Source organism: Spongiactinospora sp. TRM90649 (assembly GCF_029382225.1).
Lineage (GTDB): Bacteria > Actinomycetota > Actinomycetes > Streptosporangiales > Streptosporangiaceae > Spongiactinospora.
Genome location: NZ_JARLTC010000028.1, coordinates 36,216 through 62,539, shown reverse-complemented (window position 1 = coordinate 62,539; position 26,324 = coordinate 36,216). Strand labels below are relative to the sequence as shown.

The 26,324-nt window shown below is 69.2% G+C and carries 39 protein-coding genes; 3 read left to right on the top strand and 36 right to left on the bottom strand.

From position 1 onward, the window contains the following. Window positions 1–46: 46 nt before the first annotated feature. The 33 genes from P3X83_RS28835 to P3X83_RS28675 form a co-directional block, all read right to left on the bottom strand. Window positions 47–3,034: a YfjI family protein gene (locus P3X83_RS28835; protein ID WP_277308400.1), complete on the bottom strand. Its 2,988-nt coding sequence runs from the start codon at window positions 3,032–3,034 to the stop codon at window positions 47–49. A 194-nt stretch (window positions 3,035–3,228) separates the two neighbouring features. After that, complete coding sequence (locus P3X83_RS28830; RefSeq protein WP_277308399.1) at window positions 3,229–3,645, bottom strand: hypothetical protein; 417 nt, start codon at window positions 3,643–3,645, stop codon at window positions 3,229–3,231. Between the two features lie 92 nt (window positions 3,646–3,737). Continuing rightward, entirely contained in the window at window positions 3,738–4,178 is a 441-nt protein-coding gene (locus P3X83_RS28825) for a hypothetical protein (RefSeq protein WP_277308398.1), read from the bottom strand. Then, on the bottom strand, window positions 4,175–5,335 hold the full coding sequence (locus P3X83_RS28820; protein ID WP_277308397.1) for a hypothetical protein: 1,161 nt from the start codon (window positions 5,333–5,335) through the stop codon (window positions 4,175–4,177). Before P3X83_RS28820 ends, P3X83_RS28825 begins: the two co-directional genes overlap by 4 nt. After that, on the bottom strand, window positions 5,332–5,802 hold the full coding sequence (locus P3X83_RS28815; protein WP_277308396.1) for an SLOG family protein: 471 nt from the start codon (window positions 5,800–5,802) through the stop codon (window positions 5,332–5,334). The genes P3X83_RS28820 and P3X83_RS28815 overlap by 4 nt, the downstream gene beginning before the upstream one ends. Further along, window positions 5,795–6,514: a 3'-5' exoribonuclease gene (locus P3X83_RS28810; protein WP_277308395.1), complete on the bottom strand. Its 720-nt coding sequence runs from the start codon at window positions 6,512–6,514 to the stop codon at window positions 5,795–5,797. The genes P3X83_RS28815 and P3X83_RS28810 overlap by 8 nt, the downstream gene beginning before the upstream one ends. A 3-nt stretch (window positions 6,515–6,517) precedes the next feature. Then, window positions 6,518–6,736 (bottom strand): hypothetical protein, encoded by a 219-nt coding sequence (locus P3X83_RS28805; protein WP_277308394.1) that lies wholly within the window; start codon window positions 6,734–6,736, stop codon window positions 6,518–6,520. Further along, window positions 6,733–7,902, bottom strand: coding sequence for a DNA polymerase III subunit beta (dnaN, locus tag P3X83_RS28800; protein ID WP_277308393.1), 1,170 nt, complete (start codon window positions 7,900–7,902; stop codon window positions 6,733–6,735). The genes P3X83_RS28805 and dnaN overlap by 4 nt, the downstream gene beginning before the upstream one ends. Then, window positions 7,899–8,258: a hypothetical protein gene (locus tag P3X83_RS28795; protein WP_277308392.1), complete on the bottom strand. Its 360-nt coding sequence runs from the start codon at window positions 8,256–8,258 to the stop codon at window positions 7,899–7,901. Before P3X83_RS28795 ends, dnaN begins: the two co-directional genes overlap by 4 nt. Before the next feature lie 86 nt (window positions 8,259–8,344). Next, window positions 8,345–8,569 (bottom strand): helix-turn-helix domain-containing protein, encoded by a 225-nt coding sequence (locus P3X83_RS28790; protein ID WP_277308391.1) that lies wholly within the window; start codon window positions 8,567–8,569, stop codon window positions 8,345–8,347. 32 nt (window positions 8,570–8,601) lie between these two features. After that, on the bottom strand, window positions 8,602–8,874 hold the full coding sequence (locus P3X83_RS28785) for a hypothetical protein (RefSeq protein WP_277308390.1): 273 nt from the start codon (window positions 8,872–8,874) through the stop codon (window positions 8,602–8,604). A 5-nt stretch (window positions 8,875–8,879) separates the two neighbouring features. After that, the gene (locus P3X83_RS28780) at window positions 8,880–9,296 is read right to left on the bottom strand and encodes a hypothetical protein (RefSeq protein WP_277308389.1); all 417 of its coding nucleotides are present in this window, start codon (window positions 9,294–9,296) and stop codon (window positions 8,880–8,882) included. Between the two features lie 294 nt (window positions 9,297–9,590). Beyond that, complete coding sequence (locus P3X83_RS28775) at window positions 9,591–10,400, bottom strand: hypothetical protein (RefSeq protein WP_277308388.1); 810 nt, start codon at window positions 10,398–10,400, stop codon at window positions 9,591–9,593. Next, on the bottom strand, window positions 10,397–10,846 hold the full coding sequence (locus P3X83_RS28770; RefSeq protein ID WP_277308387.1) for a hypothetical protein: 450 nt from the start codon (window positions 10,844–10,846) through the stop codon (window positions 10,397–10,399). The genes P3X83_RS28775 and P3X83_RS28770 overlap by 4 nt, the downstream gene beginning before the upstream one ends. 43 nt (window positions 10,847–10,889) lie before the next feature. Next, on the bottom strand, window positions 10,890–11,441 hold the full coding sequence (locus tag P3X83_RS28765; RefSeq protein WP_277308386.1) for a hypothetical protein: 552 nt from the start codon (window positions 11,439–11,441) through the stop codon (window positions 10,890–10,892). Continuing rightward, a complete protein-coding gene (locus P3X83_RS28760; protein ID WP_277308385.1) occupies window positions 11,438–11,677 on the bottom strand; it encodes a hypothetical protein in 240 nt (79 codons plus the stop codon). Before P3X83_RS28760 ends, P3X83_RS28765 begins: the two co-directional genes overlap by 4 nt. Further along, window positions 11,674–12,063, bottom strand: a complete 390-nt coding sequence (locus P3X83_RS28755; protein ID WP_277308384.1) for a hypothetical protein — start codon at window positions 12,061–12,063, stop codon at window positions 11,674–11,676. Before P3X83_RS28755 ends, P3X83_RS28760 begins: the two co-directional genes overlap by 4 nt. Continuing rightward, window positions 12,060–12,599 carry a hypothetical protein gene (locus P3X83_RS28750; RefSeq protein ID WP_277308383.1) on the bottom strand — a complete coding sequence of 180 codons (540 nt, stop codon included), beginning with the start codon at window positions 12,597–12,599 and terminating at the stop codon, window positions 12,060–12,062. Before P3X83_RS28750 ends, P3X83_RS28755 begins: the two co-directional genes overlap by 4 nt. 12 nt (window positions 12,600–12,611) lie before the next feature. Next, the gene (locus P3X83_RS28745) at window positions 12,612–13,073 is read right to left on the bottom strand and encodes a hypothetical protein (RefSeq protein WP_277308382.1); all 462 of its coding nucleotides are present in this window, start codon (window positions 13,071–13,073) and stop codon (window positions 12,612–12,614) included. Beyond that, the gene (locus tag P3X83_RS28740; RefSeq protein WP_277308381.1) at window positions 13,070–13,393 is read right to left on the bottom strand and encodes a hypothetical protein; all 324 of its coding nucleotides are present in this window, start codon (window positions 13,391–13,393) and stop codon (window positions 13,070–13,072) included. Before P3X83_RS28740 ends, P3X83_RS28745 begins: the two co-directional genes overlap by 4 nt. Window positions 13,394–13,404: 11 nt before the next feature. Further along, entirely contained in the window at window positions 13,405–13,641 is a 237-nt protein-coding gene (locus P3X83_RS28735; RefSeq protein WP_277308380.1) for a hypothetical protein, read from the bottom strand. Further along, on the bottom strand, window positions 13,641–14,222 hold the full coding sequence (locus tag P3X83_RS28730) for a hypothetical protein (protein ID WP_277308379.1): 582 nt from the start codon (window positions 14,220–14,222) through the stop codon (window positions 13,641–13,643). Before P3X83_RS28730 ends, P3X83_RS28735 begins: the two co-directional genes overlap by 1 nt. Continuing rightward, window positions 14,222–14,506: a hypothetical protein gene (locus P3X83_RS28725; protein WP_277308378.1), complete on the bottom strand. Its 285-nt coding sequence runs from the start codon at window positions 14,504–14,506 to the stop codon at window positions 14,222–14,224. Before P3X83_RS28725 ends, P3X83_RS28730 begins: the two co-directional genes overlap by 1 nt. Next, window positions 14,506–14,919 carry a hypothetical protein gene (locus P3X83_RS28720; RefSeq protein ID WP_277308377.1) on the bottom strand — a complete coding sequence of 138 codons (414 nt, stop codon included), beginning with the start codon at window positions 14,917–14,919 and terminating at the stop codon, window positions 14,506–14,508. Before P3X83_RS28720 ends, P3X83_RS28725 begins: the two co-directional genes overlap by 1 nt. A 15-nt stretch (window positions 14,920–14,934) precedes the next feature. Then, window positions 14,935–15,738: an exonuclease domain-containing protein gene (locus P3X83_RS28715; RefSeq protein WP_277308375.1), complete on the bottom strand. Its 804-nt coding sequence runs from the start codon at window positions 15,736–15,738 to the stop codon at window positions 14,935–14,937. Between the two features lie 4 nt (window positions 15,739–15,742). After that, window positions 15,743–16,162 (bottom strand): hypothetical protein, encoded by a 420-nt coding sequence (locus tag P3X83_RS28710; RefSeq protein ID WP_277308373.1) that lies wholly within the window; start codon window positions 16,160–16,162, stop codon window positions 15,743–15,745. Continuing rightward, window positions 16,162–17,307 (bottom strand): hypothetical protein, encoded by a 1,146-nt coding sequence (locus tag P3X83_RS28705; protein ID WP_277308372.1) that lies wholly within the window; start codon window positions 17,305–17,307, stop codon window positions 16,162–16,164. The genes P3X83_RS28710 and P3X83_RS28705 overlap by 1 nt, the downstream gene beginning before the upstream one ends. Then, window positions 17,307–18,245, bottom strand: a complete 939-nt coding sequence (locus tag P3X83_RS28700; protein ID WP_277308371.1) for a hypothetical protein — start codon at window positions 18,243–18,245, stop codon at window positions 17,307–17,309. The genes P3X83_RS28705 and P3X83_RS28700 overlap by 1 nt, the downstream gene beginning before the upstream one ends. Next, window positions 18,245–18,982 (bottom strand): hypothetical protein, encoded by a 738-nt coding sequence (locus tag P3X83_RS28695; protein WP_277308370.1) that lies wholly within the window; start codon window positions 18,980–18,982, stop codon window positions 18,245–18,247. The genes P3X83_RS28700 and P3X83_RS28695 overlap by 1 nt, the downstream gene beginning before the upstream one ends. Continuing rightward, window positions 18,982–19,416, bottom strand: coding sequence for a hypothetical protein (locus P3X83_RS28690; RefSeq protein ID WP_277308369.1), 435 nt, complete (start codon window positions 19,414–19,416; stop codon window positions 18,982–18,984). The genes P3X83_RS28695 and P3X83_RS28690 overlap by 1 nt, the downstream gene beginning before the upstream one ends. Beyond that, a complete protein-coding gene (locus P3X83_RS28685; protein ID WP_277308368.1) occupies window positions 19,413–19,643 on the bottom strand; it encodes a hypothetical protein in 231 nt (76 codons plus the stop codon). The genes P3X83_RS28690 and P3X83_RS28685 overlap by 4 nt, the downstream gene beginning before the upstream one ends. Beyond that, complete coding sequence (locus tag P3X83_RS28680) at window positions 19,640–19,798, bottom strand: hypothetical protein (protein WP_277308367.1); 159 nt, start codon at window positions 19,796–19,798, stop codon at window positions 19,640–19,642. Before P3X83_RS28680 ends, P3X83_RS28685 begins: the two co-directional genes overlap by 4 nt. Before the next feature lie 54 nt (window positions 19,799–19,852). Continuing rightward, on the bottom strand, window positions 19,853–20,320 hold the full coding sequence (locus P3X83_RS28675) for a helix-turn-helix domain-containing protein (RefSeq protein WP_277308366.1): 468 nt from the start codon (window positions 20,318–20,320) through the stop codon (window positions 19,853–19,855). Window positions 20,321–20,490: 170 nt separating this feature from the next. Here P3X83_RS28675 and P3X83_RS28670 point away from each other — a divergent pair, with 170 nt between their 5' ends. Continuing rightward, window positions 20,491–20,997 carry a hypothetical protein gene (locus tag P3X83_RS28670; RefSeq protein ID WP_277308365.1) on the top strand — a complete coding sequence of 169 codons (507 nt, stop codon included), beginning with the start codon at window positions 20,491–20,493 and terminating at the stop codon, window positions 20,995–20,997. Here P3X83_RS28670 and P3X83_RS28665 read toward each other — a convergent pair. After that, window positions 20,981–21,484, bottom strand: coding sequence for a hypothetical protein (locus tag P3X83_RS28665; RefSeq protein WP_277308364.1), 504 nt, complete (start codon window positions 21,482–21,484; stop codon window positions 20,981–20,983). The two genes, P3X83_RS28670 and P3X83_RS28665, sit on opposite strands and share 17 nt — an antisense overlap. A gap of 194 nt (window positions 21,485–21,678) precedes the next feature. Here P3X83_RS28665 and P3X83_RS28660 point away from each other — a divergent pair, with 194 nt between their 5' ends. Further along, on the top strand, window positions 21,679–24,159 hold the full coding sequence (locus P3X83_RS28660; RefSeq protein ID WP_277308363.1) for a BTAD domain-containing putative transcriptional regulator: 2,481 nt from the start codon (window positions 21,679–21,681) through the stop codon (window positions 24,157–24,159). On the opposite strand, the gene P3X83_RS28655 is transcribed toward P3X83_RS28660, so the two are convergent. Beyond that, complete coding sequence (locus P3X83_RS28655) at window positions 24,149–24,883, bottom strand: SAM-dependent methyltransferase (protein ID WP_277308362.1); 735 nt, start codon at window positions 24,881–24,883, stop codon at window positions 24,149–24,151. The genes P3X83_RS28660 and P3X83_RS28655 overlap by 11 nt on opposite strands. Before the next feature lie 289 nt (window positions 24,884–25,172). Between P3X83_RS28655 and P3X83_RS28650 the strand changes: the two genes are divergently transcribed. Continuing rightward, window positions 25,173–25,463 (top strand): hypothetical protein, encoded by a 291-nt coding sequence (locus P3X83_RS28650; protein ID WP_277308361.1) that lies wholly within the window; start codon window positions 25,173–25,175, stop codon window positions 25,461–25,463. On the opposite strand, the gene P3X83_RS28645 is transcribed toward P3X83_RS28650, so the two are convergent. After that, window positions 25,460–26,296 carry a hypothetical protein gene (locus P3X83_RS28645; protein WP_277308360.1) on the bottom strand — a complete coding sequence of 279 codons (837 nt, stop codon included), beginning with the start codon at window positions 26,294–26,296 and terminating at the stop codon, window positions 25,460–25,462. The genes P3X83_RS28650 and P3X83_RS28645 overlap by 4 nt on opposite strands. Window positions 26,297–26,324 lie beyond the last annotated feature (28 nt).

Here is a 26,324-nt window from a genome sequence, read left to right as displayed (position 1 = left end):
CTTGTACTTTCGGTCAGCGGTGCATTTGCACGTCTCGCCAGCGCAGCTACGTGCCCGCCACCCGTGGCCGGTGCACATCCGGGTGCGGCACGTACACCGCATCGGTCAGCCGCCGCCCATCGGAGCCCCGCCGCGCCACCGTGGCCAGCCATCCGGTCTGCGCGAGCACTGTCAGCGCCGCGCGCACCGCGCCCGCGCCGCCCTCCTTCACCCACGCGCGTCCGCGCAGTGCGGTGCGGGCGCCATCGGCGGTGAACTCGCGCACGCCCTTGCGGCGGATCCAGTCCAGCACGTGGGCGGCCTGCTGTCCTATCGCCCCGGCGGGCAGCCCCGGCGCCGCACCGACCGCACCGCCGTCCGCCGCCCGGCCGAACACCGCCTGGGCGTGCGGGATGGCCCAGTCGGCCACCTCCAGGGCATGGCGCATGGTGGCCTCGCTCACCGGTGTGCGGGGGTCTGCTCCGGCCGCCAGATGCAGCAGCGCGGCCAGCCGGTAGGCGACGCCCTCCAGCTTCTTGGCCCACCCCTTGATCGGTGCCAGGTCGCCGCTGTCGGGGTCCACGCGGCCTTCCAGTTCGATACGCCAGGCCAGGTGAAGTTCCTCGGCCTCGGCCGCCACGCTCATGTGCACCGGTTCGGCGGGCCGTCCCTGCTCGTCGCAGGCGCGGCCGGTGGGCAGCAGCGTGCGGTGCACGGAGAACACCGTGGTGCGCCACATCTCTCGCAGATGCTGGGGCACCTGCGGCGGAGCCTTGTCGCGGTGGCCGGCCAGGCTCTCGGGCGCGGCGAACAGGAACCGGTTGAGCAGCCCACGATCGGACAAGGCGGCGCTGGCCAGGGCGTCGTTCACCACCACGGGCTGCACGGCCAGGCTGATGCTCAAGGAGGGCCGTTCCACCTCGAACGGGTCGCGGGTGATGCGCTCCAGCCGGTACGGCTCGGAGGAGTCGTAGGCGGTGAGCACCAGCTCGATGTTGGGAACCCCCTTGCTGTAGCGCCCCGACAGGTTGCCGAGCAGTCCACCTTCTGCACTGATCACGCCGATGTGGCCGCCGGTGCGGTGCATGATCTTGCCGAGCACCTCCGGTGTGACGTCGCCGGCGAGTAGTTGCGGGCGCGGCGGGGCGGTGGTGTCGGCGATCTCGGCCTTGAGCGAGTCGAGGTCGGCCATCAGGTTGTCGCGTTGGCCGCCGTGCGCGTCCGCGATCTTCGCCACCAGGCGGTCCTTGGTGCGCACGGCGATCTCGTGCTGCTCGGCCCGCTCGCCGAACTCGGCGTCCCATGCAGAGCGCAGCGTGGTCTCCAGTTCGTACACCGGTGCTACGATCATGCTGACGGCGGGGCTCTTGCCCTCTCCGGAGTCAGCGAGGGCCGCCAGGTACAGGTTGAGGGTGTTCTCCTTCCATTGGCCGCTGATGGTGGCGTGGTTGCCCGCGAGCACCGCGAGCACGCCGAGAATGGCCAGCGCGGTGATGTCGACCGAGATCTGCATGTAGGTCGCCACCGCTTCGGCGAACTTGCCGATATCGCCCGGCAGGCTGCCGACCGGGAAGACGGGCAGCACCACAGGGCGGGCGTCGGTGCCGGGCGCACTCCACGGCAGCGCGCGCAGGGCCTCGCGGGTGGCGAACACGCCACGGGCGATGGCGCTCTCGTCGGCGGCGGTCATGGCCTGACGCACGTCGTGTTGCCCGCCGTTCTGCTGAGCCTGGCGCTCGTGGCCGCCTGCCATCTGTCGCGCGTGCGGTGTCGCACGCGGCCGGGCGTCCTGCGGCCAGGGCGCCTCGCGCCAGTCGCCGGTGTCACCCTGGCGCGGGGATGGGGCGCAGCGTGCGGCGATGTGCTCCAGCACGCGCGCGGGCAGGGTCGCGGTGGGCGAGCCTTCGGGCGCGTGCCCGGTGGCGGCGTCCAGCAGGTCGCGTGCGGCGGCGCGTTCATCGCCGCCGTGGTGCAGGTGCGCGAAGGTGCGGCCCATGGTGAGTCGGTGGCCGGCGCCCACGGGCAAGGGCGTGGACTCCGAATGGTTCACCAGCACCGGCGTGCCGTCGAGCCCGCACCGCACCGAGTACTCCGAGGCGGCCGAGGAACCGGCGTACTTCCACAACTCGGCTCCGTTGCCCTCCGAGCGCACGAAGGTGAACCCGGCAGGCGTCAGCAGGTCGGCCCACGTCGCGGTTTCGGCGAGGGCATCGAACGGTCCCACAGGTCCCTCGGCCGGGCGGGGCACCCGCTGCGCACGGGCGTGCGGCGGCGTCCGGGGCATCGGTGGCTTGCCGCGCTGAGGCGCGGTCTTGGGCAGTTCACTGGCCTCAAGCCCGATCTGGTGCAGTGCGGCCTCCAGGTCGGCGAGCAGATAGAGGGTGCCGGTGGATCGCTCCTCCAGCACCCGGCAGGGGCGGGCCAGGCCCTCCTTGCGGTTGATCGTGCCGGGGATGCGCAGCACGCGCGAAAGGTCGCCCACTCCTTCGCCGTAGTGGTGCCGGAGCCGCTTCGCGGCGGCGTCCAGCGCGTGCTGCCAGTGCGCCGACAGGGCGCTCAACGTCGCGAAGGTCTCGGCGGTGACGGTGGCTGGCTCGGCGAGCAGCCACCAGGGATACAGGCCGCCGCCGCTGTGGATCCATAGTGTCGGCTCGGGCAGTCCGGCTTCGGCGACCAGGCGCATGGCGGTTTCGCCGTCTGGGGGCAAGGGCAGGACGGTCGCCTTGTGACCGGGTCCGGCGATGTCGATGTCGGCCCACAGGCCGGGCAGCGACAGCGAAGCGTCCGCGCCGCCCCGCTTGCCGCGCCCCGGTGCGGTGGCCAGGGTGGTGACGCGGGCGTAGATGCCTTCGCGGCTGCGCTGGTCGAGCCAGTCGATGTAGCCCACCGCGCTGTCGATGCCGCTTTCGTCGGTGGCGAAGCACCGCCCGGCCCACGTTCCGGTGGCGCAGATGTTGATCAGTCCGGGGTGGCCGCCGTGCAGGCGCCTCAGCCATTCGCGGGCGGCCTCCAGGTCGGCGCGCAGCCGCACCTGGCGCGGGGCGGCGGAGCTCATCAGAGCCGCCCGCAGCGGTGCGCGGTCAGGGATCGGGTGTGGTCGACGGTGGGTGTTGCCGGGGTGTCGCTCACGGCCGTCCGCGTGGCGCGGGTGGTGCCCGTGGATCTGGTGGGACCGGGGACGGCGCGAAGGTTCAACGTCGTGTCACTTCCTCGTGGTGAGCCGGGGAACGGGCGTGGCGGGGCCGCTGGTCAGCCGGAGGCGGGCCGGTCGATGGCGTCTTCGGCGCGGAGCGCGGCGGCGCAGTCCAGGCAGTGCGGGGTGCCGCACGGGCCGTAGCGCTCGTGCGGCCATCCGCAGCGGACGCAGCGGCCGGACAGCGGGTGACCGATGGGCACGGTCACGGGGTGCAGCGTCCAGGCTGGCGGCAGGGTGTAGGGAGCGGCCGGTGGTGATGGGGCGAGCCCGGCCATGGTGCGTGGCGTGTGCGCGGCGCACCGCCAGCCGATCGGGTAGCGGCGCACCGCCTCGCGGACACGGCAGTGGCGGTGGGCAGGGGCGAGCCAGAAGCCGCAGACGGAACCGGCCCGGACGTCGGCGTCGCCTGGGGAGGGAGGCGGTGCGTCGTCCGGGCCGGTGGCGGCGGTGGCGGCGGGGTGATCTGCCATGGACCCTCCCTCGTCTCGTGCGTGCGTCAGGTGTCGTCACGCCTGTTGAGGGAGGCCCGACGCCTCTACCGTAATACCGAAAGCGCTAGTGCTTACATGGCCTCCGACGGGCCGCCGTGGTCCGCAACGGTGGGGCTGATCATCTCCTTGCAGGGGCCGCACACGGCGTAGATCAGCGTCAGCACACCGCCGGTGTTCACCAGGCCGTAGAAGCCCTCCGGTCCTTCCGCGCCGCAACGCTCGCAGGGCGCGACGGGGTTGACGAGCATGAAGAAGCCCATGCAACCGCGGCACAGCAGGGCTCCGGACAGCGAGGTGAAGCCCCACAACGGCTGCGGGTGCTCCAGGTGCAGGCAGCCACGAGGTTTGTCGAGGTGGTCGCGCAGGAACTGCTCGCATTTGTCGGCCACCCATGGTGGTACACCCGGCCGCACCCTGCTCGCTGGGGTGTCCAGGGAGCGGATCATCTGGCGGCTCTGGGCGATGGCGGCGGCGAGCTGGTCGGCCAGGTGGATGTCGTAGGGCTCGCTCATGTCGTGCCTCCGGTGATGGACGTGAACAAGGTGTTGATCGCGGACAGTTCGGCTTTGGCCGCGTCGCGTTCCTCGATGGCGTCGGCGAGCAGCGCGAGCGCCTGGTCGCGCTCGCCGATGGCGTCGGCGCGCTCGGCTTCGGCGGTCTTCGCCCGCCGCTCGGCGTCGCTGATGCGCTGCTCGACGGCCTTGAGCAGGTTCAGCGCGTTACCTGGGCCGCCTGCGCCGTTCACGACGGCGGTCGCAGGTGCGGGCGGTGGGGCTGGCGGAGCCGCCTGGCGGGCCAGCGCCGCAGGGGTGGGGGCGGGCTTCTTTCTATCGCCACGTCGGCTGATGGTGAGTCCTCCGTCATTCCACGTCTCGGCCAGCCACCAGATCGGAGGGCGGCTGTTGCGTGATTGGCAGCGGGTGTGGCCGCTCTGTTCCAGGTAGAGGCTGACCTGCTGGCGGTGGTAGTCGTCCCACTCGGGGGCCACCGCCCGCATCAGGGAGGACATCGCGCCTTCCCAGAGCACGCCCATGACGCCGGCGTTGGCGCCCGGTTCGTCACCTTGCTCACGGGCCTGCTCACGCAGCAGTTCGTACAGGGTGCGTGCGTCGGCGGCGATGTCAGGGCGTGCCTGAACGTGAGCGGCGTCGCGGATGCGCGGCACGGGGGCCTCCAGGGATGATGCTGGCGTCGTCTCGGGTGGGGTGACGGGTGGGGCGAGTTCGGGCGGCGCGGGCACACGCCGGGCGGTCATGACCAGGGCGGTCACCTCGGCCTCGTGGGTGAGCAGAACGGCGGCCATCGGTTCCAGTTCCGGCGGGCCGGTCAGGTGCAGCAGCCCGCCGCGCACGTCGGCGTGGCCGCCGCCTTCCAGGTAGCGCAGCAGCAGCGTGGCCACGCTGTGCCCCTCGATGCCGACCTGCTGCTCGCGCTGGGTGGGATCGCCGACCGCTGCGCGCATGGGCGCCGGGGCGTCGACCCCGCCTTCTTTGACGTGACGGATGGTCGTCTTGGCGTTGGCCAGCCCCCGGCCGATCGCCCGTCCGGGGATGTAGCGGAAGAAGCCGGTGACGGGATTGGTGATCTTCCAGCGATCGCCCATCTCCTCGCAGATCAGCTTGAGATCGCGCGCCTCCTTGATGAGCTTCCTGACGTCCTTGGCGCTCATCGTGGCCACCGCCGCACCGGTATGCCCATTCGCTGTGCCAGGTCAGCGGTATAACTTGCGCCATGCGAGCCGTGCGGCCCGGACGTTCGGCAGCGCGGCTTCGCGCACGGGTCGATGAAGGCCAGCACCTCGCCGATGCCGGTCTGGGTCATCGCGGTGTCGCGGTAGATCCCGGCGGCCGGGCACCAGGTGCTGCCATCGGAGCGGGTACGCCGGTGGCCGGGACGACAGGCCGGAACGCAGGGAGCGTCCCAATCGGCTGCGTGACGCTCGATGATCAGCCCGCCGCCCCATGCGATGGCGATGCGATCGGCCATCGCGTCGGCCCCCGTGGGACAGTGACCGTGCACGATGGTGACATGCTGCGGGCCGCGCGCCGCGACGACCGACGCGATGGCCTCGCGCACGGCGGTCTCATCGCGCCACGTTCGGCTGCCAGTGACGAGCACGCGATAGCGCTCAGCCATGGTCGGCCTCCCGATCCGCCTCGTGGCCGAAGTCCGGCGAGGCGGTGAACAGGGCGGCCCGTATCTGCGTGGTGGCGTCCGCATCCAGCGCCGTCTGATCGCCCACGATCCGCTCGACGAGCCGCAGGGTGGCGTGCTGCCATGCGGCCAGCGCGTCGAACCGATCGAGGTACAGATGCACCTCGCGGTTGTGCCGGGCGTCCGCCAAGGCATGGTGTTCTCCCTCGCGCTGGCGGGGAAGGCTCGCCCGGTCCAGCAGGCCCGCCGCCTCCAACCGCTCGATCTCCTGCTGAAGATCGTTCGTGCGCCACGGGATGCCCTGCGGCGCGCTGGTGAGCGGGCCCCAGAGCTGGGTCAGCGCTACATGGTCATGGGCGCTGTAGTTGGCCCACAGACGCGGCCTGGGGGTCGCCAGGATGAGGTCGCGCGTCTCGTTGGCGATCACCTGGCGCGGCTTGACGGCGCTGTTCTTTCGGTCGATCTGAAAGGAGGCCCACCCGGTGAAGGCGGCTCGGCCGATCGGCCCGGCCAGGGGCAACTGGGACACCACGTTGTCAGGCAGCCAGTGGTGCTGGGCGATGGCGTTCCAGGGCGCGTCGGCGTTGACCGCGTAGTATTCGCGGCCGTCCTCGCACACCAGGCCGATGGAGATCAGATGGATCGCCCGGCCGGTGTCGAGGAACTCCGTGTCGTACCAGATCCTGTTCTTCATGGGTCAGCTCCTGGTCGTGATGGCGTAGGCGGCGACGCCGTGGATGCGCCACGGCGTGTTGCGGGCGAGATGCCAGTAGCCGCCGCAGGGGTAGGCGCGCATGTTCGTGCCCGGGTACAACCGGCGCGCTGCGGCGCGAGCGGCGCGGCGGCTGGGATACCGCACCTTCGTGCAGGCCGGGCAGCGGCCGACGTGACGGCTGGCGGGGTCGCGGGCGGTCATTCGTCGCCCATCCTGAGCGGCATGACGATGCATCGGTAGGCGGGCTCGTCTTCCTGCGTGCGCACGTCGCCGAGCAGCAGAGTCGGCTTGGCGGGCGCCGCCATGCCGAGCCGCACGCGAGCCGATCCGGGGCGGTACTTCTCGGCGGCGGCGGCCTGGAGCGCCACCAGCAGGTGGTCCGGCTGGTAGGTGACGGTGATCGGCTCGCCCTCCAGTTGGGCGTCCACCAGTTCGTCGGCGGCCCCCTCGCTGTGGTGGCCCGCGCTGACCATCACCGTCTCCTCGGTGAACGACAGGCGGACCGGTGACTTCTCCCCCGCCACCAGGCCGACCCGCCTGACGGCGTCGATCACCGGCCTGACCTCGAAGGCGGCCCACCTGGTCGCGGTGGCGCCGAACTTCTCGAAGTGAGCCTTGTAGTCGATGAACTGCTCCTCCATCAGGCGCGAAGTCAGTATGCGCTGCCCGATGGGCGCCTCCACGCTCACCGACACCAGCCCGGCCGCCGCTGGGTCGTGACCGATTTCCAGCACACCGGACGGCATGCGCTTGACCTCCTCGCGCAGCCGCCGGGCCGGGACGAGCAGTGCCCCCGTCGCGTCGCAGGCGGGCGTCCAGACCGGGCGGGTGATCTCACGCCGGGCGAGCCGGTAGCGGTCGGTCGCCGCCAACGTCATCCGGTCCTTCTCCAGGTCGATGAGCATGCCGGTGAGCATCGGCAGCGCGTCGTCCTTGGACGTCGCCGGGGCTATCTGGGCGAGGGCCTGTGTGAAGGCCTCGCTCTCGATGGTGCCGAGCAGGGGTGGCGTCTCAGGAAGGTCGGGGAAGTCCTCCAGCGGCATCAGCGGCAGCCGGACGGCGACCCGGCCACAGGTCAGCTCCGCCATCGTCGCGTCGGTACTGATCACCACTTCGTCGCCGGGCAGTTTGGCGCAGATCTCGGCCAGCACCCGGCCGGGCACCAGCACCGAGCCTTCGTCGGCCACATGGGCCTGCACTTCGCAGCGCATCGAGATCTCGTAGTCGTACGCCTCGGCGGCGAGCCGGCCACCGGTGGCGCGCAAGGCGATGCCGGACAACACGGGCACCGGCGAGCGCTTGGGGATGGCGCGGGCGGCGAAGGCGATGCCATCGGCCAGGCCCTTCGTGGGAACGGTCAGTTTCACAGCAGATCTCCGATCGGGTGGATGGTGTGCACGGGCCTGGCCCGCAGGCCGGGCGGGACGATCTCCACGATGGGCACGCACCGGTGGTCGGCGGCCCAGTCCACGGCGTCCGCCTCGGTGCGGGGCCGTGGGGCCTCGGCGAACCAGTGCTGTGGCTCCTCGGCGTGTGGCTCGTCCTCCTGCTCGCCGTTCATGGATTCGCCGCAGTTCTCGCAGACGGCGTCCCAGGAGGGCGGGGAGAAGACGGTGCGGTACAGCGCGGCGTCGTACCGTTCAAGGCAGGGGCGGCATACGAGCCCTCGCCGGGGGTCTAGCCAGCCCGCCCCCTGGGCTGGCTCGGCTTCGGCACCGAGCAAGTGCGCACAGTCGGGATGGAGATGACCGATGGGCCCGGATGGGTACCAGGGGCGGATCCAGTCGGCCATCGCGCTGACGGTGGCGTTCACGCCGCCGACTGGATGGGGGCTCGGGGCGGCGTCGCCCCCGCTCGGCGGTCGAATTCCTCGACGACCGCCTTCGCGATCCGGTAGGACCGCCCGATCCGGATGGCCGGGACGTCCCCCGACTGCACCGCCCGGTAGACGGTCATCTTCGACAGGCCGAACCGTTCGGCGAACTCGGCGACCGTGACATAAGCGTGAGTGCTTACGTCAGCGTGCTTGGTCATGGCTGCTCTCCTTCGATGAGGTGGGACGGAAATCACGTGCGCCTGCTGCGCCTGCTCTTGTCGGCCAGATAGAAGATCGTGATGGGCCATGCCGCACCCCAGCAGAGGCTTACGATCATGCGCAGCGCCAGCACGGCGAGCAGCGTCGCGCCTCCCGCGCGCTCCCAGGCGCACAGCACGGCCGCCGGTAGGCTGCGGCCGGTCCGGTAGGCCACGGTTCGCGGCCATAAGGCAACGGCGGTGGTGGCGCCCAGCAGGGCCCACATGAGGCCTACGCCGAGCAGGGCGGGCAGGGCGATGGTCACGGTGATCAGGGAGTCCTTTCGGAGTTGACGGGCGGGTCGGTGAGGGTCCAGCGGGTCACTGTGGTCCCGCCGTTCAACCTCTCGTGCACGCGGCGCACCAGGCCGCGCGCTTCCAGCCGCTCCAGGGCGCGGCGGTAGGTGCCATAGCAGTTGTAGGCTCCGGCATCCGCGCGGACGATCTTCCAGAGTCCCCAGGGCTGGCGGGCGAGAGCGAGCTGGCGCAGCAGCCGGGCCTCGATGGCCGCTCGCCGCCTCGCCACCCGCTCTGCATAGGACGGCAGCCCTTCCTGTCGCCGCCGCAGTGCCTCGTATCGTTCGACCGTGCGCCGGGTGACACCAAGCCGCCGCGCGATCGCGTCAAAATCGGTGCTGCCGGTTCGGGCGATCAAGTAGTCCGTCAGATCGGTAGGGCGTCGCCCCATGAATCCTCCGTTCGAGTGGTTCGGGCTGCGCCGTCGCGGTCGATGGCGCAGCCGGGATTGGCGTAGCGAGGTGGGACTGGGCTTGACTGGTCGTCACGGCCCGGCAGGGCGGGAGTCCGGCCCGGAAAGGCTTGTCGGTGAGGGGCAGCAGGGCGCGAGGTTGGGACGGCCCGAAACGGGAAGTCGTCGTGGCTCGGAGCTGGCATGGGCAGAAGCGGCGAAGGCAAGGCGAGTCGTTCTGGAGTGGCTAGCCGTATCTGGTGCACGGCGTCGCGGGAACCGCCATCGGGCACCTCAGCAGCGGTCGAACGTCATCAGCTCGAACCGGCCGTCGCCGCGGGCGCGATCCGATCCGAGGCCGATCTGCTCGGCCGCCTGCCAGATGCGACCCCATGCCGTCCAAGGCAGGAAGTCGTCGCGCACCCTCAACGTGAACTCGATGGTGGGCTCAAGCACTACCTCGACGCGGGCGATGGCGCTGACTTTGCCCTGGGGCGTCATGACCCGCTTGATGCGCTCCTCGGTGAGCACCCGGCCACCGATGTCCTGGGGATCCCGCACACCCAGGCCGACCAGGATCTCCTCGACGAAGACCCGTTCGACCAGGGTGTTCTGCGCTCCCTTGGGGAACCCGCTGGGCAATGGCAGCCCGGTGTCGCTGGGGCGATCCAGCCGCCTGCGTGGCGTGCTGCCGTCTCTGGGCTTCTTCGGCGGCGGCTTGCCGTCCCATTCCAGGCCGGGGTAGGCCGAGTTGGTGGCCTCCTTGATCATCGCTTTGATGATGCGGCCCTCCACCGCCAGTTCGCCGGAGGTGACGATGCGCTTGAAGCCGTTGATCGACGGTGCGGCCTCGGTCTGCATAATTGCTTCGGCCAGCTCGTCCGGGCCGGGCTGGCGGTCGGCGAACCGCGCCATGAGGGTCTCGTCCACCAGGTGCTGAAGCTCGGCGTCGCCGAGCTGCATGCGGGCCTTGAGCCACCCCTTGATGACGCTCTTGCTGCTGGGGATGCCGCCCACGATGCGGTCGATGATGCGTAGCCGTATCCGGTAGGTGGCGAACTGGTCGGTCACGCCGTGGGGCTCGAACACCTGAAGGGCGGTCACTGCTCGCTCACCTCCCCCCGGATGACCGGCTTGGAGAGCGGGCCCGCCGACCTGCCGGATGTCAGCGCCTCATAGGCGCCCTTCCAGCGATCACGATCGGCCTTGTACTGGTCGGCGCGATTCTCCGCTTCGGTGATGCGGGCACGAGCGGCGTCGACGACCTGCTCAGCGCTCGCGGTGCCTTCCAGTTCCTCTCGGGCGCGGCGGAGCTGATGGCGGGCTCGGCCGTATCGGGCGACCGCATTCGTGACGTTGGTGGCGGCCTGGACTCCCCGGTAGAGGTTGAACAACTCCCGGTTCGTCGTGGTCTCCGGGTCGAGTGTCCGCCCGATCACGGCCTCGATGTCGGCGCGCAGGCCGGGGTCGTTCCTGATCATGGTGACGACTTCGTCGAACTCCTCGGGTGGCACCGCCTGGGGAGGCGAACCGTTCTGTTTGGATGACACGGGCTGTCCTTTTCGGGTGGGACGGGTGGGACCTTCGGGTGGGTCAGGTGAGTGCGTGCACCGCGCCCGGCCAGGCGATGGAGCCGAGCGCTCGGCGGTGGGTTTCGGGCAGGTTCACCAGGGGGTGGCTGAGCCGGTCGCGGCCAGCGGCCATGAGGATCACGGCGTCGGCTCGGTTGCTGTTGCGTCCGGCCTGCCAGATGGGGAAATGATGGGCGACGGCGTCGATCACCTCGCGCTTGCGAGCGTCGCCCAAGCCGGTGGCGTACGTCTTGAGCACGCTGGGAGGGCAGATCGCGATCGGGATGGACCGGCCGAACACGATCGCCGCGTACAGGTCCCACCACAGATGGGCGCGATCGAACGCATGGCCGTCTGTGCTGCCGTAGTTCGGGCCTTCCATCACGACCAGGACCACGTCCTGCGGCACGGCAGCGACCACCTGCGTCTTGACGGCAGCGATGCGCTCGTGCCGCTCGACGTAGGACATGGTCTTCTTGCCTGCCTGGCCGATGACCTTGGTCCAGCCCTGCGAGCTGGCCAGGCCGGTGGCGGTCAGGGAGGGGTCCAGCCCGATCACGTGGAGGTCGGTCATCGAAATTCCTTCCGGTCCGGGTCCGACAGCCCCGCCTCGCGCAGCCACCTGTCCCATCGCGGGTCGGGGGCTGCCCGGCGGTCGAGCTGGCGCTGTGCCTGCTGCCGGCGCGCGGCCCGGCGGCACTCGCCCCGCGTGGCGGAGCGGGCGCACCATGTCCACGCGGCGAACAGGGTGAGCGCCGCCAGATCGGCCACGACCATCACGATCGCGAGAGCCACGATCAGATTGGTCACGGCTGCGCCCCCGGCCCTTGCGTGAGCTGTTCGAGGCGACGGTTCAGCCGCGTCTTTTCTGCCGCCGTCGCCAGCAGATCCGCTTCGGCGCGCTCCAGCTTGTCCGTCAGGTCGTACGCCTTACGCGCGTACGCGTCGCGCTGCTCCATCGCCTCGTTGAAGAGGCCGTACAGGCGGTCGTAGCGCTTGGACGCCTCGTGCCGTACCGCCTCGCTACCACCGACGTAGCCGAGAGCGATGCCGATGAACAGGGCGAGCATGGCGGCCAGGAACGCCCAGATTCCGCTGGGCAGGGTCAGCGCCAGCACGAAGAATGCCGTGATCAGGCCCGCAGCCGTGGCCTGCTGCCACGGCTGCATCGGCCCCATGGGGAGCTTCACGCTCACCCGACCTCGGCGACCAGGGAGATCGGCGTGCGGATCTTCATCGGCCGGTCGAACTGGAGGTAGTCGCCGCTCCAGGTGACCAGCATGTTCTCCGGTGTGAAGAAGAAGATCCCCGGTTCCCGGTTGCCATAGGTCATGTCGTCGCCGGAGGCGTTCACCGTCTCGTAGCAGGCCCCGGTGCCGCACAGGTCCTTGTGCTCGTAGTCGGGCAGCATCTGCGAGTCGGCGCTGCTGACCTTGCCTTTGGCGACGAAGTGCGCGATGACCTTGCCGTCCATCGAAAGCAGGTAGATGTAACTGAGCCGGTTCGGGTCACTGTCGGCGATCAGTTTGCGGCGCGCATTCGCCAGCTCTGTCGGGTTTTGCTTGACCGCCTCGTCCGGGAAGCCGCCCACCGCCTTCATGGCGGCGTCGTATGCGTCACGCTTGCGCTTTTGGTCATCGGTCATGCCACCGGTGCAGCCGGTCAGGGCGAGCACTACCGCCGCCGTGACAGCCGTCAACCGGGAGAGGGCCTTCATGATCTTGATCTCCATTGCTGTCGAGGCTCAGCCGTCGCAGGCGGGTGTGTCGTCAGTGATGCGGAACGGCAGAGACCTGCCTTTGAAAAGGTCCTGCGTCCACTTGCGGGAGTCGGCGTTGTACTGCTGGGCCGCAGCCTGGCGGGTGAACTTGAGACCATCGGCCACCTGGTGCAGCCGCGCGGATTCGTCCGCGTTACGCCCGATCGGGTCGGGCTTGTCCCGACTGCGCTCGTCGTGCTCTGTGGCGGCCTTCTTCGCCGCCGCCTGCTGCTGATCGAGCGTCACGATCCGGGCGCAGGCGTCGTGGAACTTCTCGTACTGGAAGATCGCATTGTCGGGATCCGCGACCTGCTCGCGCACTCCCTCGGCGGTGCGGAAGGGCTGGGTGACCCAGCCGAGGCCCCACACCAGCAGGCTGATCAGGGCGATGACGCCGAACATGGTGAGCAGCCAGCGGGTGATGCTCCACGGGTGGTCGTAGGTCATGGGGTTCCAATCGCGCAGTCGGGATATACGGCCCCTTCGGGGCATCTGGCGTAAGCGCTATGGCTTACCTTTAACTCGGCGGCGGGGCCGCCTGCGAAAGGCGCGACGGTCAATTCCCACTCCGCGGGCTCGGTGAGGTACGTGGTCGAGCAGGTGGTTCTCGCCTTGCCGCCGGTGCCTGTGGTCCGGCAGGACTTCTTCGGCTTGCGCTCGGGCGGGTCGTACTCCCGTCCGATGACCACGCCCGACACCTTCGGCTCCAGACGGATGTCGCCGCAGCCGGCCAGAAGCGCGGCTAGGAGCACGCCGAGCGCGAGCATAGAAGGCCTGCTCACTGTTCTTCTCCTTCGCCCGTAGCGGGCTGGGCGGCCTCGGCCCACAACTCCTGCGCAGCCGACCCGCTGAAGCCGCTGCCGCCGTACTTGCGATGAGCGGCGTCGGCGAGCAACACGAGTGCCTGGCGGGCCTCCTCGAAGGTGGGCACTGGCATCCAGCCCACCGGGCGCCCGATCAGGTAGCCGATCAGCCTGTTGACGGCCTCGGCCTCCCTCAGCGTGGTGATGGCCATTACCCGCCACCCCCGAACCGGGCGAGGAATCCCTCGTCGGTCGGCAGCTCACCGAGCGGCCAGCTCGCCGCGAGCGCCACCGGATAGTACTCCGATCTACCCGGCCCAGACCTGGGCCGCTTGCGCCTCGCGAACCGCCCGTGCCGGTGCGGGCGGGTCTGCCAGCCTCGGTAGACCTCAAACGTCATCGCGTCTAGGTCCACGAGGTAACCCCACTCGCAGAACAGGCTGTCCTGCGGGAACATGCTCGCGTCCTCCACCACGCCCGCCTCCAGCATGGCGTGCGGATTGCCCTGCGTGCGGTGCAGCAGCACGTACCATTCGTAGACACTGCCGGTGGAGACCTGCTCGTTGGCGAACCGGCCGAGCCGCATGATGTCCTCGTCGGTCGGCTTCTCGTCCTCGACGGTCACCAGGCGCAGGCCGACCACACGCTCCCGCAGGGCCTCTGGTGCGTCCATCGCGGCGCGCAGCCAGCGCAGCACGTCCGCTCCGACGCCGGAAGGGTAGGAGTCGAAGTGGTTGTACGCGATGATCTCGCGCTCCTCAGCGACGAATCCGATGAATCCACGGGTGCCCATCAGGCATCGCCTCCGAACCAGGCGGCCTGGCGGTGCTCGGCGTCCGTCCGGCACCAGATCTGGTCACGACCTCCGGCGATGAACACGCGCGATCCACTGGCGTAGCGCACGGCGCCGCTCGGGTGCTTGATCACCGCGTCCAGGGTCAGCCACTCCCGCGTATCGGCCCACACATGCCAGCCGGCCTGAAGGCTTGCCGCGTCACGCTCACGGCCGGGGCCACAGGGCGGCACCGAGCCTCGGGTGGCATCACCGGCCGCGAGCACGGCCGTCTTTCCGTACATCAGGCCACCCGCCCCTCGGCGTTGGTGATCAGCGTGGCGATCCGGTCGTCCTGCGCGATGGGGATGACGGTGTGCGGCCCGGTCGTGCTGCGTGCTCTCTCGGCGGCGGTTCGCTGCTCGGCGACGAAGGTAATGAGCGCCTGCCACTCCCCTGCGGCCATGCGGTAGTGGACGGCCGTTTCCTGGTGGGCTGCGGCGGCTCGAAGGTGGTCTTCCGCGATCCGCCGCCGTTCGGCGGACTGCTGGGCGAAGTGGTCCGCCGAACGGATGGCTCGGGTCATGCAGTCCTGGAGGTGGGTGATCGTATCGCCCTGGAAGTCGGGCAGGTCCACGTCTCCCTCTGACGTCATCGGAGGGAACGGCTCGGGCGGGATGGTGGCCGGGCTCTCGCCGTGCTCCTGGGTGGGGATCACGAGGGTTCCTTTCGGTCAGGCGGCTGCCGCCGCCGTTTCGGGTGGGGGAATGATCGGCCAGAGGGAACTGATCCCATCGGTGGGCTCTCCTCGGCGCTTTCGGTAGGCGATAAAGCTCTCGGCCTGCTCTCGCTTGGCCTGCACCTGGAATCGGTGCAGGTCAGGTGGGGACATCGAGGCGAGCGCGGCGATCCGCGCCGCCACGTCGGATTGATAGCCGCCGAGTTCGGTGAGCCGGTCGACGCCCAGGCAGGCGCGCTGCATGATCACCCAGGCCACGCGTGCAGCGGCCAAGGCGTCGGCCACACAACCGTGCGCGTCCGCCCCGACCGGCACGCCGTAGTGCTCGCTCACGGTGGTCAGGCTGCGCGAGCCGCGCCGGTAGGTGTCGGTGGCCTTGTCGATCACATAGGGGTCGATCACGACCAGCGGCGTCGCGGCCAGCCGGTCGGCGAGCGGAACCAGGCCGTGCCGCCGCGTCTCACGGTCGATCAGAGAGAGGTCGAACGGCGCGTTATAGGCGATGATCGGCGCCCCTGCCTGTGCGGCATCCACCACGGCGTCGGCGATCTCGCCGACCGCCTCGGCCACATCCGTGCGCCCCTCGGCGCGGATGCGCGCGGTGGTGTAGCCGTGAATCTCGGCGGCCTCCTGCGGTACCTCGACACCGGGATTGATCACCCAGTGGCGCAGGTGCTTGTGGCGAGTGGCCGGGGCGAGGTCGATGGCGGCAGCCGTGAGAATGCGGTCCTTCTCGACGTCGACGCCGGTGGTCTCGGTGTCCAGGGCCAGCAGGCGCGAGCGATGCCAGGCGGTCATCGGCTCACCAGCTCACCGTGAACAGGCGGGCGCCCATGTGCTTGTCGAACCAGCCGACCACGCTCTCATCGCGCACGACCCGATAGTTCGCGGCCCGTTGATTGTGTACCGCGATCGCCCTCAGCAGCCCGGCGCGCAGGTCTTCGTCCAATACCGGCAGATGCTCGCCGATCATCTTCGTGACGGCCTCGACCGGCTCCGGCACGTACCCGGAATCCTCCAGCAGCGCCGCCTTGAGCCACGACACCTCACCGATCCACACGGACGGGCTGTCGGAAACCGCCTGCCGGTGAGCGCACCGCGGCGGGCGGGTGCATGCCTGTGATCGGTTCTCCCATCGAGAACCGAAGGAGCTCGAAAAGAAGCACTCCAGGTCTTCTTCGGTGACACCGGACATGGCGTGGATGTAGAGATCGGCCGACATCACGCCACTCCCTTCAGCGGCTTGATCCGACCCGACCTGAGCGCTGTGAGGAAGCTCTTGTACTCGTCAGTACCGGCGTCACCCGGCAGTGCGCCCATCGCTCCCTCGAACGCCACCTCCAGCTCACTCGTGGTGCCCGGCCAGGCGGAGACGATCTGCATCCACAGCAGGTCGGCGTCGTTCTCGTCCACCGGCTCGGCGTCCACGATCTCGGCCTCGGGGGGCTCCTGCTGAGCAGGCACGGCGCCCTGCGGCGAGCTGGACTGCGCCGTGTGCTGCTTCGCGGCGATGACGAGCCGGTCGAACTCGGCGCGCTGCTCCTGGTTGAACCGGACCCCTTCGGTCTTGCTGCGCTCCCAGATGGCACGCAACTCGGCCGTGGTCTCAGCAAGGCGCGCGGCCATCATCAGGTCCTCGGCCGCCAATGCCGCACCGAGAGCCTGGATGGCCGCTCGGGCCGTGCCGGCGAGGGCGGCAGTCGCGACAGCGGGACCTGCGGTCAGCGTCCCAGTGCGGGCGGCTTCGGTGAGCTGTCCGAAGGTGTACTGGCTCTGGTCCAGCATGGGCACCCACCACTCGAAGGTCTTGCCGTCCTTGACCTTCGTTCGTGGGTCGAGCACCAGGTCGGCGTCGATGTACCGGCCGACACTGGCGAGGAACTCCACCAGGTCGGGCAGCTCAGCGGCGGCGTCCCACGACTTGGGCTCGATTCGCCACGTGCCCATGCCGGTCACCTCGCGCAGGAGAAGGCTGACGCGGGTGTGCGGCTTGCACGCCATCTGCCTGGACGCCCTGCACAGGCACGGCTTGCTGGACTTGATCTCGGTCTCGCCATCGCAGCGGCGCACCGCGCCCCCGCCCGACCACAGCTCCATCCACTCGCTGGAGGCGTTGGGCGGGACCGTGATGGGGATGCGGTCGGTCTCGGTGATGACCTGCCACTGCTTCTTCTCCTCCCACGGCTGCGCGGTGCCGCCGTACAGCGCGGCGATCTCCTCGATACGCCGCTGGTCGGGAGAGGTGAAGCGGAAGGTCGCCAGTTTCTCCGGCCGGAGCTTGTTGTTCTTGGTGGGCACCCGGTGTCCGAGCCGGATCCGCCCCGCTTCGGCGAGGCGGCGCTGGATCATGGACGGGCGGATGGGCATCAGGCGGCACCCTTCCTGGTGGTGGTGCGGGCAGGGGGGACGATCGGCCGGTAGCGGCGCATGTCGAGCTGGTCGTGCACGTATCCGGCGATCTCCTTGAGGTGCAGGAACACCTCGAACTCCTGCGGGCCCGCGTGCATGGGAACGAACGCGTACTTGCCGTCAGGGCGGAGGTTGAGAATCGCCGTGCCGACGAACTGCGGCACGGGAATCTCAGTGCCGTCCGGCAGCAGCGCGGTCTCGGCGAACCGCAGCGCGGCAAGCTGGGCGAGGTGGTCGCGGTAGACCTCGGAGGGCTGCTTGTTGGGGTTGCGGCTGGTCTTGCCGTCCACGAGCCACAGCCCGGACGGCGTGGTGATGGTCATCTGCGGGTAGGTGCGCGACCGGTAGCGCGGATGCTGTGGCGACTGCGGTTGCGGAAAGGTCAGATCGACCCAGAGGTCCGCGGTGCCCGCATAGCCATAGGTCCGGTTGTAGACGGTGATCTCACTGGAGTGAACGTCGCCCTCGGCGTCCACGCCGAAGTCGCCCATCCACTCCAGGTAGGTGTCCAGGAACTCACGGGCCTCGGCCAGTTCCTCCTGCTCCTCGGGAGAGAACCAGGTGAGATGGCGTCCGGTGAGGTGGGCATCGGCGAGCTTGTGAACCAGCGTGCCGAAGTCGGCGGCCTTGTCCCAGATCTTGCGGAACGCGCCCCGTGCCTCCTTGGCGAACGCCTCGCGCGTCTCGGGGTGGCGCGAGGCCCGCACCGCGGCCGGGAGGTGCTCCATCATGTGGGCGACGGTCGCCTTGGCCGCGCCGGGCGCGAGGGCGTCCTTGTCCCATTGGTTGATGACGTTGGTGACCGAGACGTAGCGGGGCGGTCCGTCGAGGCCGTCCTTCGGGTCGCGGTAGTACCGGCCATTCGGCGTATCGACCGCGTACCGGGGGGCGGTCATCACCACACCTCGAATCCGTTGTGCGTGACGCCGCCTTCGAGGAAGGCGATCCAGGTGAGCCAGTACGCGAACGCATCGTCGCTGCCGAGCCTTGCTCGCACGGCCGCCTCACTCTGCAAGCCTTTATGCTTACGCCAGATACGCACGGCCGCCTCACACTCGACCGGCAGCACGATCCAGCCGTCGTTGCTGCCGAACTTGTGCAGCGGAAGGCCGGGGACCTCCAAGCCGTGCCAGGACAGCACCCGCTCGTGCTCACCTTGGTAGGCGAGCACCTGCTGCATCACCTCGGGAGTGATGGCGGCGTACTCCTGCGGATGATCGTTGGGGTCCTCCACCGCCCACACCTGCTGGTTCGTGACGCCGTAGTCCTCGACCTTGGGCCAGGCAGGATGGGGTTCGTCATCGAACGCCATGCCGAGCTGGAGCATCAGCTCGCGATAGAGGCCCATCCCCCAGATGTTCAGCCGGAAGTACGACGTGTGGACGTCGTCCATCAGGCGCGAGGCGGCCATGACCGAGTCCTGGGCCTTGCGGTAGCGCTCCGTACGGCCGTTGTGGGCATCGTGGGCGTCCCAGTCGCCGAGCTCCTTCGCTTTGGCCGAGTCGAAGGTGCCCGCCTCCTCGCGAGGAAGGGCGTCCCGTGCCTTCACTGCCGCGTCCCAGGCGACCCGCGCCTCGGCGACCGCCTCCCGCTCGCTGTCGTCGATGCGACGCCAGGTCATGTCGTAGCCCACTACTGGCCCCCCTCGGTGGTGGAAGCAGACGGGGGCTCGATCGCCGTGGGCTCAGCGCTTGGCACTGCCGACTCGGCGGGCGGCAGGGCGGCGATCCGGCCGAGCAGCCCCTCAAGCCGCTCGGGCGTAAGGTGCCCGATCACGTCACTGGTGACTGGGGTGTCGTAGGTCAGCTCGTACCTGCCGAGCGGGGAGTCAGGGCGGGCCCAACTCAGCACGGCCAGCTCCACGCCATGGCTGAAAGCGTGGTTGACGACCGAAGCCCCGTAGCCGTTGCCAAAGCGGTAGATGTGCTGGATGCCTCCGTTGAGACGGCCGACCTGTGCGGGCGTGAACTGGTTCGCCGTCGAGCCGCACTCGGCCATCTCGTGCGCGGCCTCCATCTGCTCCAGGTGCTCGGCCAGCGCCAGCTCCAGCTTCCGCTCGCTGGTCACTTGGCCACTCCTGGCACGTCGGCCTGTCCCGTGCACCGGCGGACCAGGGCGATGATGGAACTGCCCTGGACGCGCGGCAGACCGCCGGGCGTGGTGGACTCGTTCAGATACCCCTTCTGGCTCCATTCGGCGACCGTCGCCCTATCGACGCCGAACATCTCGGCGACCTCCTGCCGGAAGTACACCTTTTCCGGGTCCACCGAGGACGCCCTGGGCAGCAGCCTCACTTGACACCTCCCCTGTGAGCCGCCTCGGCGAGCATGTCGGCGTGGTAGAAGCACCGGCCGCGCCGCCACTGCGGGATGGTCCCGGCGCAGGCGAGCCGGTGCGGCGTGCGCGCACCGTAGATGCGCCACGCCTGCGCGTAACTGATCATGTGCATGGTCGTGCCCCCTCATCAGGAGGTTGGTGTTTGGCTTACGTCGCTTCGGGTGGGTCAGGCGGCCCTTGCGGGCACGAACACGGCGGCGAGGTACTCCTGGATCTCCTGGTGGCCGACGTACCGGCCGCCGTCGATCACCTCGGCCTCCAGTGCGCCATCGGCGAGGAGGGCGATCACTGTTCGCTCCGAGACGGTCATCACCTTCGCCGCCTGAGCCACCGTGAGCCACCCCTGCGGCGGCGACTCGGCACGCTCGGCGGCCTCGCGGTGCAGACGCCCCTGAGGAGTGGCGCAGTAGCGCTGCGCCTCCGCGCGGGGGATGCGCACGGACTTCTTCGCGATCTTGAAATGGGCGACACCGCCCTCGCGAACGACGTTGCGTGCCACGGTGGCACTGACTCCGAGCATCGCGGCGAATGCGCTCACGCTGATGAGGTCGTGTAAATCAAGATCATCCGCATGATGATCTTCGTCGGTCGCAAGTGGTGTCACAGAGATCAGTTTAATCGAATTTGCGCGCAAATCAACACTTTGCGCGCAAGTCATTTCAGTTCAATGAAGTGAGCGAAAGTCCATGGAAGGGCAACTCATCCTGACAGGAGGGGGACTGCCTGCTACCGTTTGAACACTAGAGCGCGCAAAAACAGAAGATCGATGCTTTGAACGCCGATCAGCAGCCTCAGGGAGACAGCATGGCCGACGACATTCCAGTGGCCGCTCTGGCCAGGCTATTGGTGCGCGCACGGGAGGCCAGGCTGGACGCCCTGTCGGTGAACGAGGCGGCACGGCGGGCGGCAAGGATCTCCGGCGGCCGGTTCTCCCGCAATACGTGGGACGCGGCTGAGAAGGGCGACCAGGTGGTGCTCAGCAAACCACCGCGCGTCGCGACGATGGCCCTGGTGTTGTCGGATGAGGGCGCCCTGGACAACATCACCCCTGACCATCTGGACGCGGCCGGAGCGCACGAGGCCGCCGCACTGTTCCGTGCGCGCCTCACATCGGGCCACGAAGCCGCCGCTCCAGAGATGGAGAATCTGCCAGCCGGGCTGCGCACCTGGCTTGAGGCGGCCATCGAGGAGATCCGCGCCCTTCCGGTGACACAGCGGGAGCATGAAGCGATGGCCGCCGCGCTGACCGCCCAAGCCGTTGCCATGTACGAGATGCACGCCACACAGGTCCGGATCATGCGCAAGAACTGACACGTCGGCGCGGCAGATAGTTCATGCAGAAGGCGTCCATCTCGGCAGCGACGACCGCAGCACGTTCAGCCCCAGCGCCGGCCGTCGCCAGCAACGTCGCGCGCTCGGCCTCGATCGCCTTACGGAGCAATGCCCTGTCGCCACTCCCGGCCGCCCCGCCTCGCCGACCGGTCCCCGCCCGCAGGCTTGGCCCGCCGGATCTGTGGGCCAGGCGCGAGACCGTCGAGCCGTCGCGGCCGATCGCCTGCGCGATCACCGACCCGAGCACGGCCGGGCACTGCCCACGCAAGGCCACGATCACATGGCCCATCAGCAGTTCGATCGCCAACTGCTGTGCCCGCGCGCGGGCCGCAAGCTCGTCTCGCTGGCGGGCAAGCTCTCCGAGCAGCTCCAGTCCTTCACCGGCCGGGCGGCGCCCGGCGTCGGCCAACTCCTGGAAGACGCCCACGACGCTGTGCATGCTGATGCCGTCGTGCACCTTGATCACCCCGCTCGTCCCGTGCCGCACGGGCAGCTTAAATGCGGGAGGTCAGGATGGGGTTGGCATGTGGTCAGCGCTCGGTCATGCTCGTTTACCACGATCACGCATGACAGGACATCCGCATGCAGTTCCACATTCTCGGGCAGGTCGGCGTCATCGACCACGCAGGTCCGGTCACCTTGTCCCCCCTTCAGCGCCGCGTGCTGTGCGCCCTGCTGGCTCTGCACGATCGCGGACTGTCCGGCGCCGAACTGGCCGAAGGCGTATGGGGAGATGATCACGGTCGCGACGGCGCCGTGAAGACGGTCGTCTCCGAACTGCGCCGTCTGCTGCCTGGCCGCATACCGCCCGGCGGATCGGCTGGATACCGGATCGTGTTGGGCGATGACGACGCGCTTGATCTGACCGAGTTTCGCCGCCTTGTCACGGCCGCCGAGGGCGCATCCGAGGCCGTGGTCAGGGCACATCTTCTCGGCCGGGCGGTGGAATTGCTCGGTGATCCCCCGGTGCCGGACATGCCGGATGACTCGTCACTGCTTCGCGGAGTGCGGGACGAACTCTTGCGCCAGCATCGCGACGCCCGTCTGGAACTGGTCCAGACGCTGACATCGCTGGGTCGGCATCGCGATGCTCTCACCGCGGTGCGACGTGCGCTCCAGGACGATCCGCTATCGGAGGCCCTGCATGCGGCTCTGATGGACTCCCTGTATCGGGCGGGAGATCGGGTTGATGCCCTTCGGCACTATGACGCCTTCGCCGTTCTCTTACGCCGGGAAACGGGAAGTGATCCGGGCGGGCGGCTGCGTCGGCTGCATGACGACATCGCGGCCGACGTGCTGCACGAGCCACGCCCGGCCGCTACACCCGACGTCATCGCGACGCGGCGAGTGATCCCCGCCCAACTCCCGGCCGACCTGCCCGACTTCGTCGGCCGCCTGGCGGAGATCACCGCCATCCTCACCCACGTTCCCGCGTCCGGCGCGGCCGTACCAGTGATCAACATCACCGGCATGCCCGGCGTCGGCAAGACCGCTCTCGCCGTTCACCTCGGTCACCGGGTGCGGCGGCGGTTCCCGGACGGCCAGATCTTCGTGCACTTGGGAGCGATGTCGGGACGGCCGGTCGCGGTCGGAGAAGCGCTCGCCGAGCAACTCGTCCTGCTCGGTGTGCCGGCCGCCGACATCCCCGCGTCCACCGCCGGACGCTCGGCCCTTCTCCGATCGGTCCTGGCCGACCGCAAGGTCCTGCTGGTCATCGACGATGTGGCGAGCGCCGCCCAGGGCGGGTTGTTCGTTCCCGGCACACCGGGCTGCGCCGTTCTCATCACCAGCCGCCCCCGGCTGAGCGGCCCCGGTATCCGCTCGATGACGCTTGACCCGCTGCGCCGCGACGAGGCCCGCCACCTGCTGGCGGAGCTCATTGGAGCCGACCGCATCGACGCCGAGCCGAGCGCGGCCGACGCGATCCTGGACGCCTGCGCCGACCTGCCACTCGCGCTGCGCATCGCCGCAGGCAGGCTGACGGCGCATCCACACTGGCCGATCGGGCTGCTGGCCACCCGGTTGCACGATCGGCTGGCGGGCCTGACCGATGGGGATGTGGCCGTTTCAGCCAGCATTGCCGACAGCTATGACGCCCTATCGGAACAAGTCCGGCACGCGCTGCGCGTGCTGTCCCTGGCCGGATCCGGTTCTTGGCCCATGTGGCTGGCGGACATGCTGATCGGTAAGGGGGACGGCGAAGACGCGCTGGCCGCCCTCAATGCGCACAATCTGGTGCTGCCCGCCGGCGCCGACGCCCACGGCCATCCGCGTTACCGCATGCACGACCTGGTCCGTGAGTACGCCGAGCGGCGGCTCGCCGACCGGCCGGACGAGCGCGACGTGGCCACACATCGGCTGCTGACCGGATGGCTGTTGCTCGCCGACCGGGCGGCGGCGGCCACGCCGGGCGAGCCGTGGTTCGCCCCGCCGTCCACGATGGACACCTCGATCGACCTCATCCCCGAGGTGGCCTGGGAACTGGTCGCCTCCGATCCCGAGGGCTGGCTCACCGCCGAGGCCACGCAGATTTTCGGCGTGATCCGGATGGAACTGGCCGAGCGCCGGTTCCGCCTGGCCTTCGGGATCGCTCTGCGGATCTCCGCTCATCTGAACCGCAGCGGCCGGTCTCGCGACGCCGAGGACATGTGGCGTGTGATCACGCGTATCGCCGTGGAGACCGGCGACGACCGCCTGGGGGCCCAAGCCCGGCTGCGAGCCGCCGCACTGGTCGCCGCCACCGAAGGCGGACCGCTGCGAGCCGTGCCCATGTTGAACGACTGTGCCGAGGTACTGCAACGACTGGTCGACCGACGGTCGTGGGCGCGTGCGCTGGCATTGCGCGCCCACTGCCGCCACGAGATGGCCCAGACAGCCGGTGAGAACGATCCGGGCCTGCTGGCTCAGGCGGAGCAGGACGCTCGCATGGCGCTGACGCTGGCCCAGACCGCCGGGGACGACTACGCCGAGGTCGCCTCTCTTCGCACACTGGTCTTGATCGAGCATGCCCTGGGGCGGACGGACGAGGCCGCGACAACCTGTCAGACCGCCGTTGAGACGGGGCGGGAGATCAGCACCAGGCGAGGAGATCGCACCTACGAGCAGTTCGCCGCATCGGCACTGAGCGTCATCACGGCTTGATCGCCACCGCCGTCCACGCCCGTAGTGCTCGTGGCTCCCCCGGCGCGTCCCCGGTGGCGCTCCACTCGGAGACGTTGACCATGCCCGGAGGTGTGATGATGTCCCAGCCGTCGAAGAAGCGCAGGATTTCGGCCTTGGTCCGGAAGATGACCCCTGAGAACACCTTCTGGAAGGTGGCGTGTAGGTGCGGGTCGGTTCCCTCCTGGGTCACGTGGGAAATGACGAGGTAGCTGCCGCTTGCCAGCTCGTCCAGGACGCGCCGGACGGACCCGTACGGATCATCGGCATCCGCGATGTAGTGCAGCAGATACAGGTACATCAGCCCGACCGGCCGGGTGAAGTCGATCAGCCGCTGGGTGTGGGGGTGGTTGATGATCTGGGCCGGAGTGCGCGCGTCGGAATCGACGTAGCGCGTGCGCTCGTCGCCGGACAGCAGGGCCTGCGCGTGAATGTGGACCGTAGGGTCGTTGTCCACGTATACGACGCGTACAGCCGGGTTGATCGCCTGCGCGACCTGGTGGACGTTGTTCGCGGTGGGCAGGCCGGACCCGATGTCGATGATCTGGTCGACTCCGGCCTCGACCATGAAGCGCACGACCCGCTCCAGGAAGCGGCGTCCGTCGTGAGTCAGCGCGGGCAGGTCTGGTGCCGCCGCCCAGAGCTTGTCGGAGATCTCGCGGTCGATCCTGTAGTTAGTGGTGCCGCCGAGTCCATAGTCGTACATTCTCGCCACGCTCGGCACAGTGGGGTCCACGCCGGGCGGAGCCATTTCACGCTGACCGGATTCCGGATTCATTGACGTCCTTTAGCTATGAATCGGACAGTGCAGCCATTTTAGAACTTCCGCCAATGGTGGTTCCAGAGGGCTGCATTTGCAGGCATGCAAGAACTTGCATGAACTTGCTCTTTACGGCCGTATCCGGAACGGCATATCGTGCCGGACCTGGAACGTTTCACGATCGGGGTGCGGAACGTCCCTTGATTTCATGATCATTGCGAGTTTGGAGGTCTGCATGGCACGCCAGTCCGCGCCCCGCGCGGTAGCGGCGATCATCGCCATCGTCGGCTGGACCATCGCAGCGGTCGCCACCACGGCCGCGCTCATCCGATTAGAGGAGGAAGGCACCCTCGCTTCCCACGTCGTCGTCATGGTCGCGGGCGCCAACACCGTCGCGATCATCGCCACCTTGGTCAGCGCCACGATCTACCTGATCTGGCGCCACAAGGTGGACTGCGCCAGCTACCAGCTCGGCCTCGCCCATCGCTGCGGGCTGGCCGACGCGGTCCGCAAGTCCACCGGCTAGACGGCGGCGCTTCGCACCGTCAAAGCGATCGCGTTGGTCAGGTCGGCCTGCGTCCACTTACGCCCACACCCGTCGAGCCGAGTGTCACACACGATGGCCGCCCGGCTCACCCGCAGCAACCCGGTCACCCGGCACGCGGGGCATTCGATCGGCAGCCGGGACGCGGTCGCCGCGATCAGCGCGTCATGCTCGTCCAGGCTCCACAACCGGCCGCAGCCTCCCCCGGAGGCCGCGCATTCCACCCACTTCTCCCCCGCTGTGCGCGTCATGGTTCCCATCGAGCCGCAGCCCCAGCACGGTAGGCCGAGCCGCTGCACGTGGACCCCCCAGGGCGCGAGCCCGTAGGCGCAGCGGCGCAGCCGGCCGATCTCATGCATCATGTCCGCGACGAAGTCCCGCCCGGCCGCCCACTCGGCGTGGCGCAGCAGCAGCTCCGCCAGCTCGATGACGCTTGCCGTCACGGGGTAGGTCAGCCCGCGGTGCTCGCAGATCAGCCATGCCCACGCCTTCAGCGTGCTCGGAATGGACGGCGGCCCCACCTGGTCATCGTCTTCACCGTGCAGGGGAACCGCACCGTCGTGGATCATGCACAGCACATCCAGCCGTACCGGCACCGGAGCCTCGCGCGATCCCGACACCCGTTCTCCCGTCGAACCAGAGCGCTCGACATGCGCCATCAGCCAGCTCATCAATGCCGGGCTCGCTTGAAGGTCCCGGCGGAGCCTCGCCAGCCCCCAGCGGCAGATCAGCGCTCCGGGCTCCGCCTGGCGTGGGGGCCGGTCGCCATCCAGCCGATCGACGCAGCAAGGGCCGATGCACAGCACATCTGGCATGAGGGGTGCGAGTCCTTTCGTGCAGGCA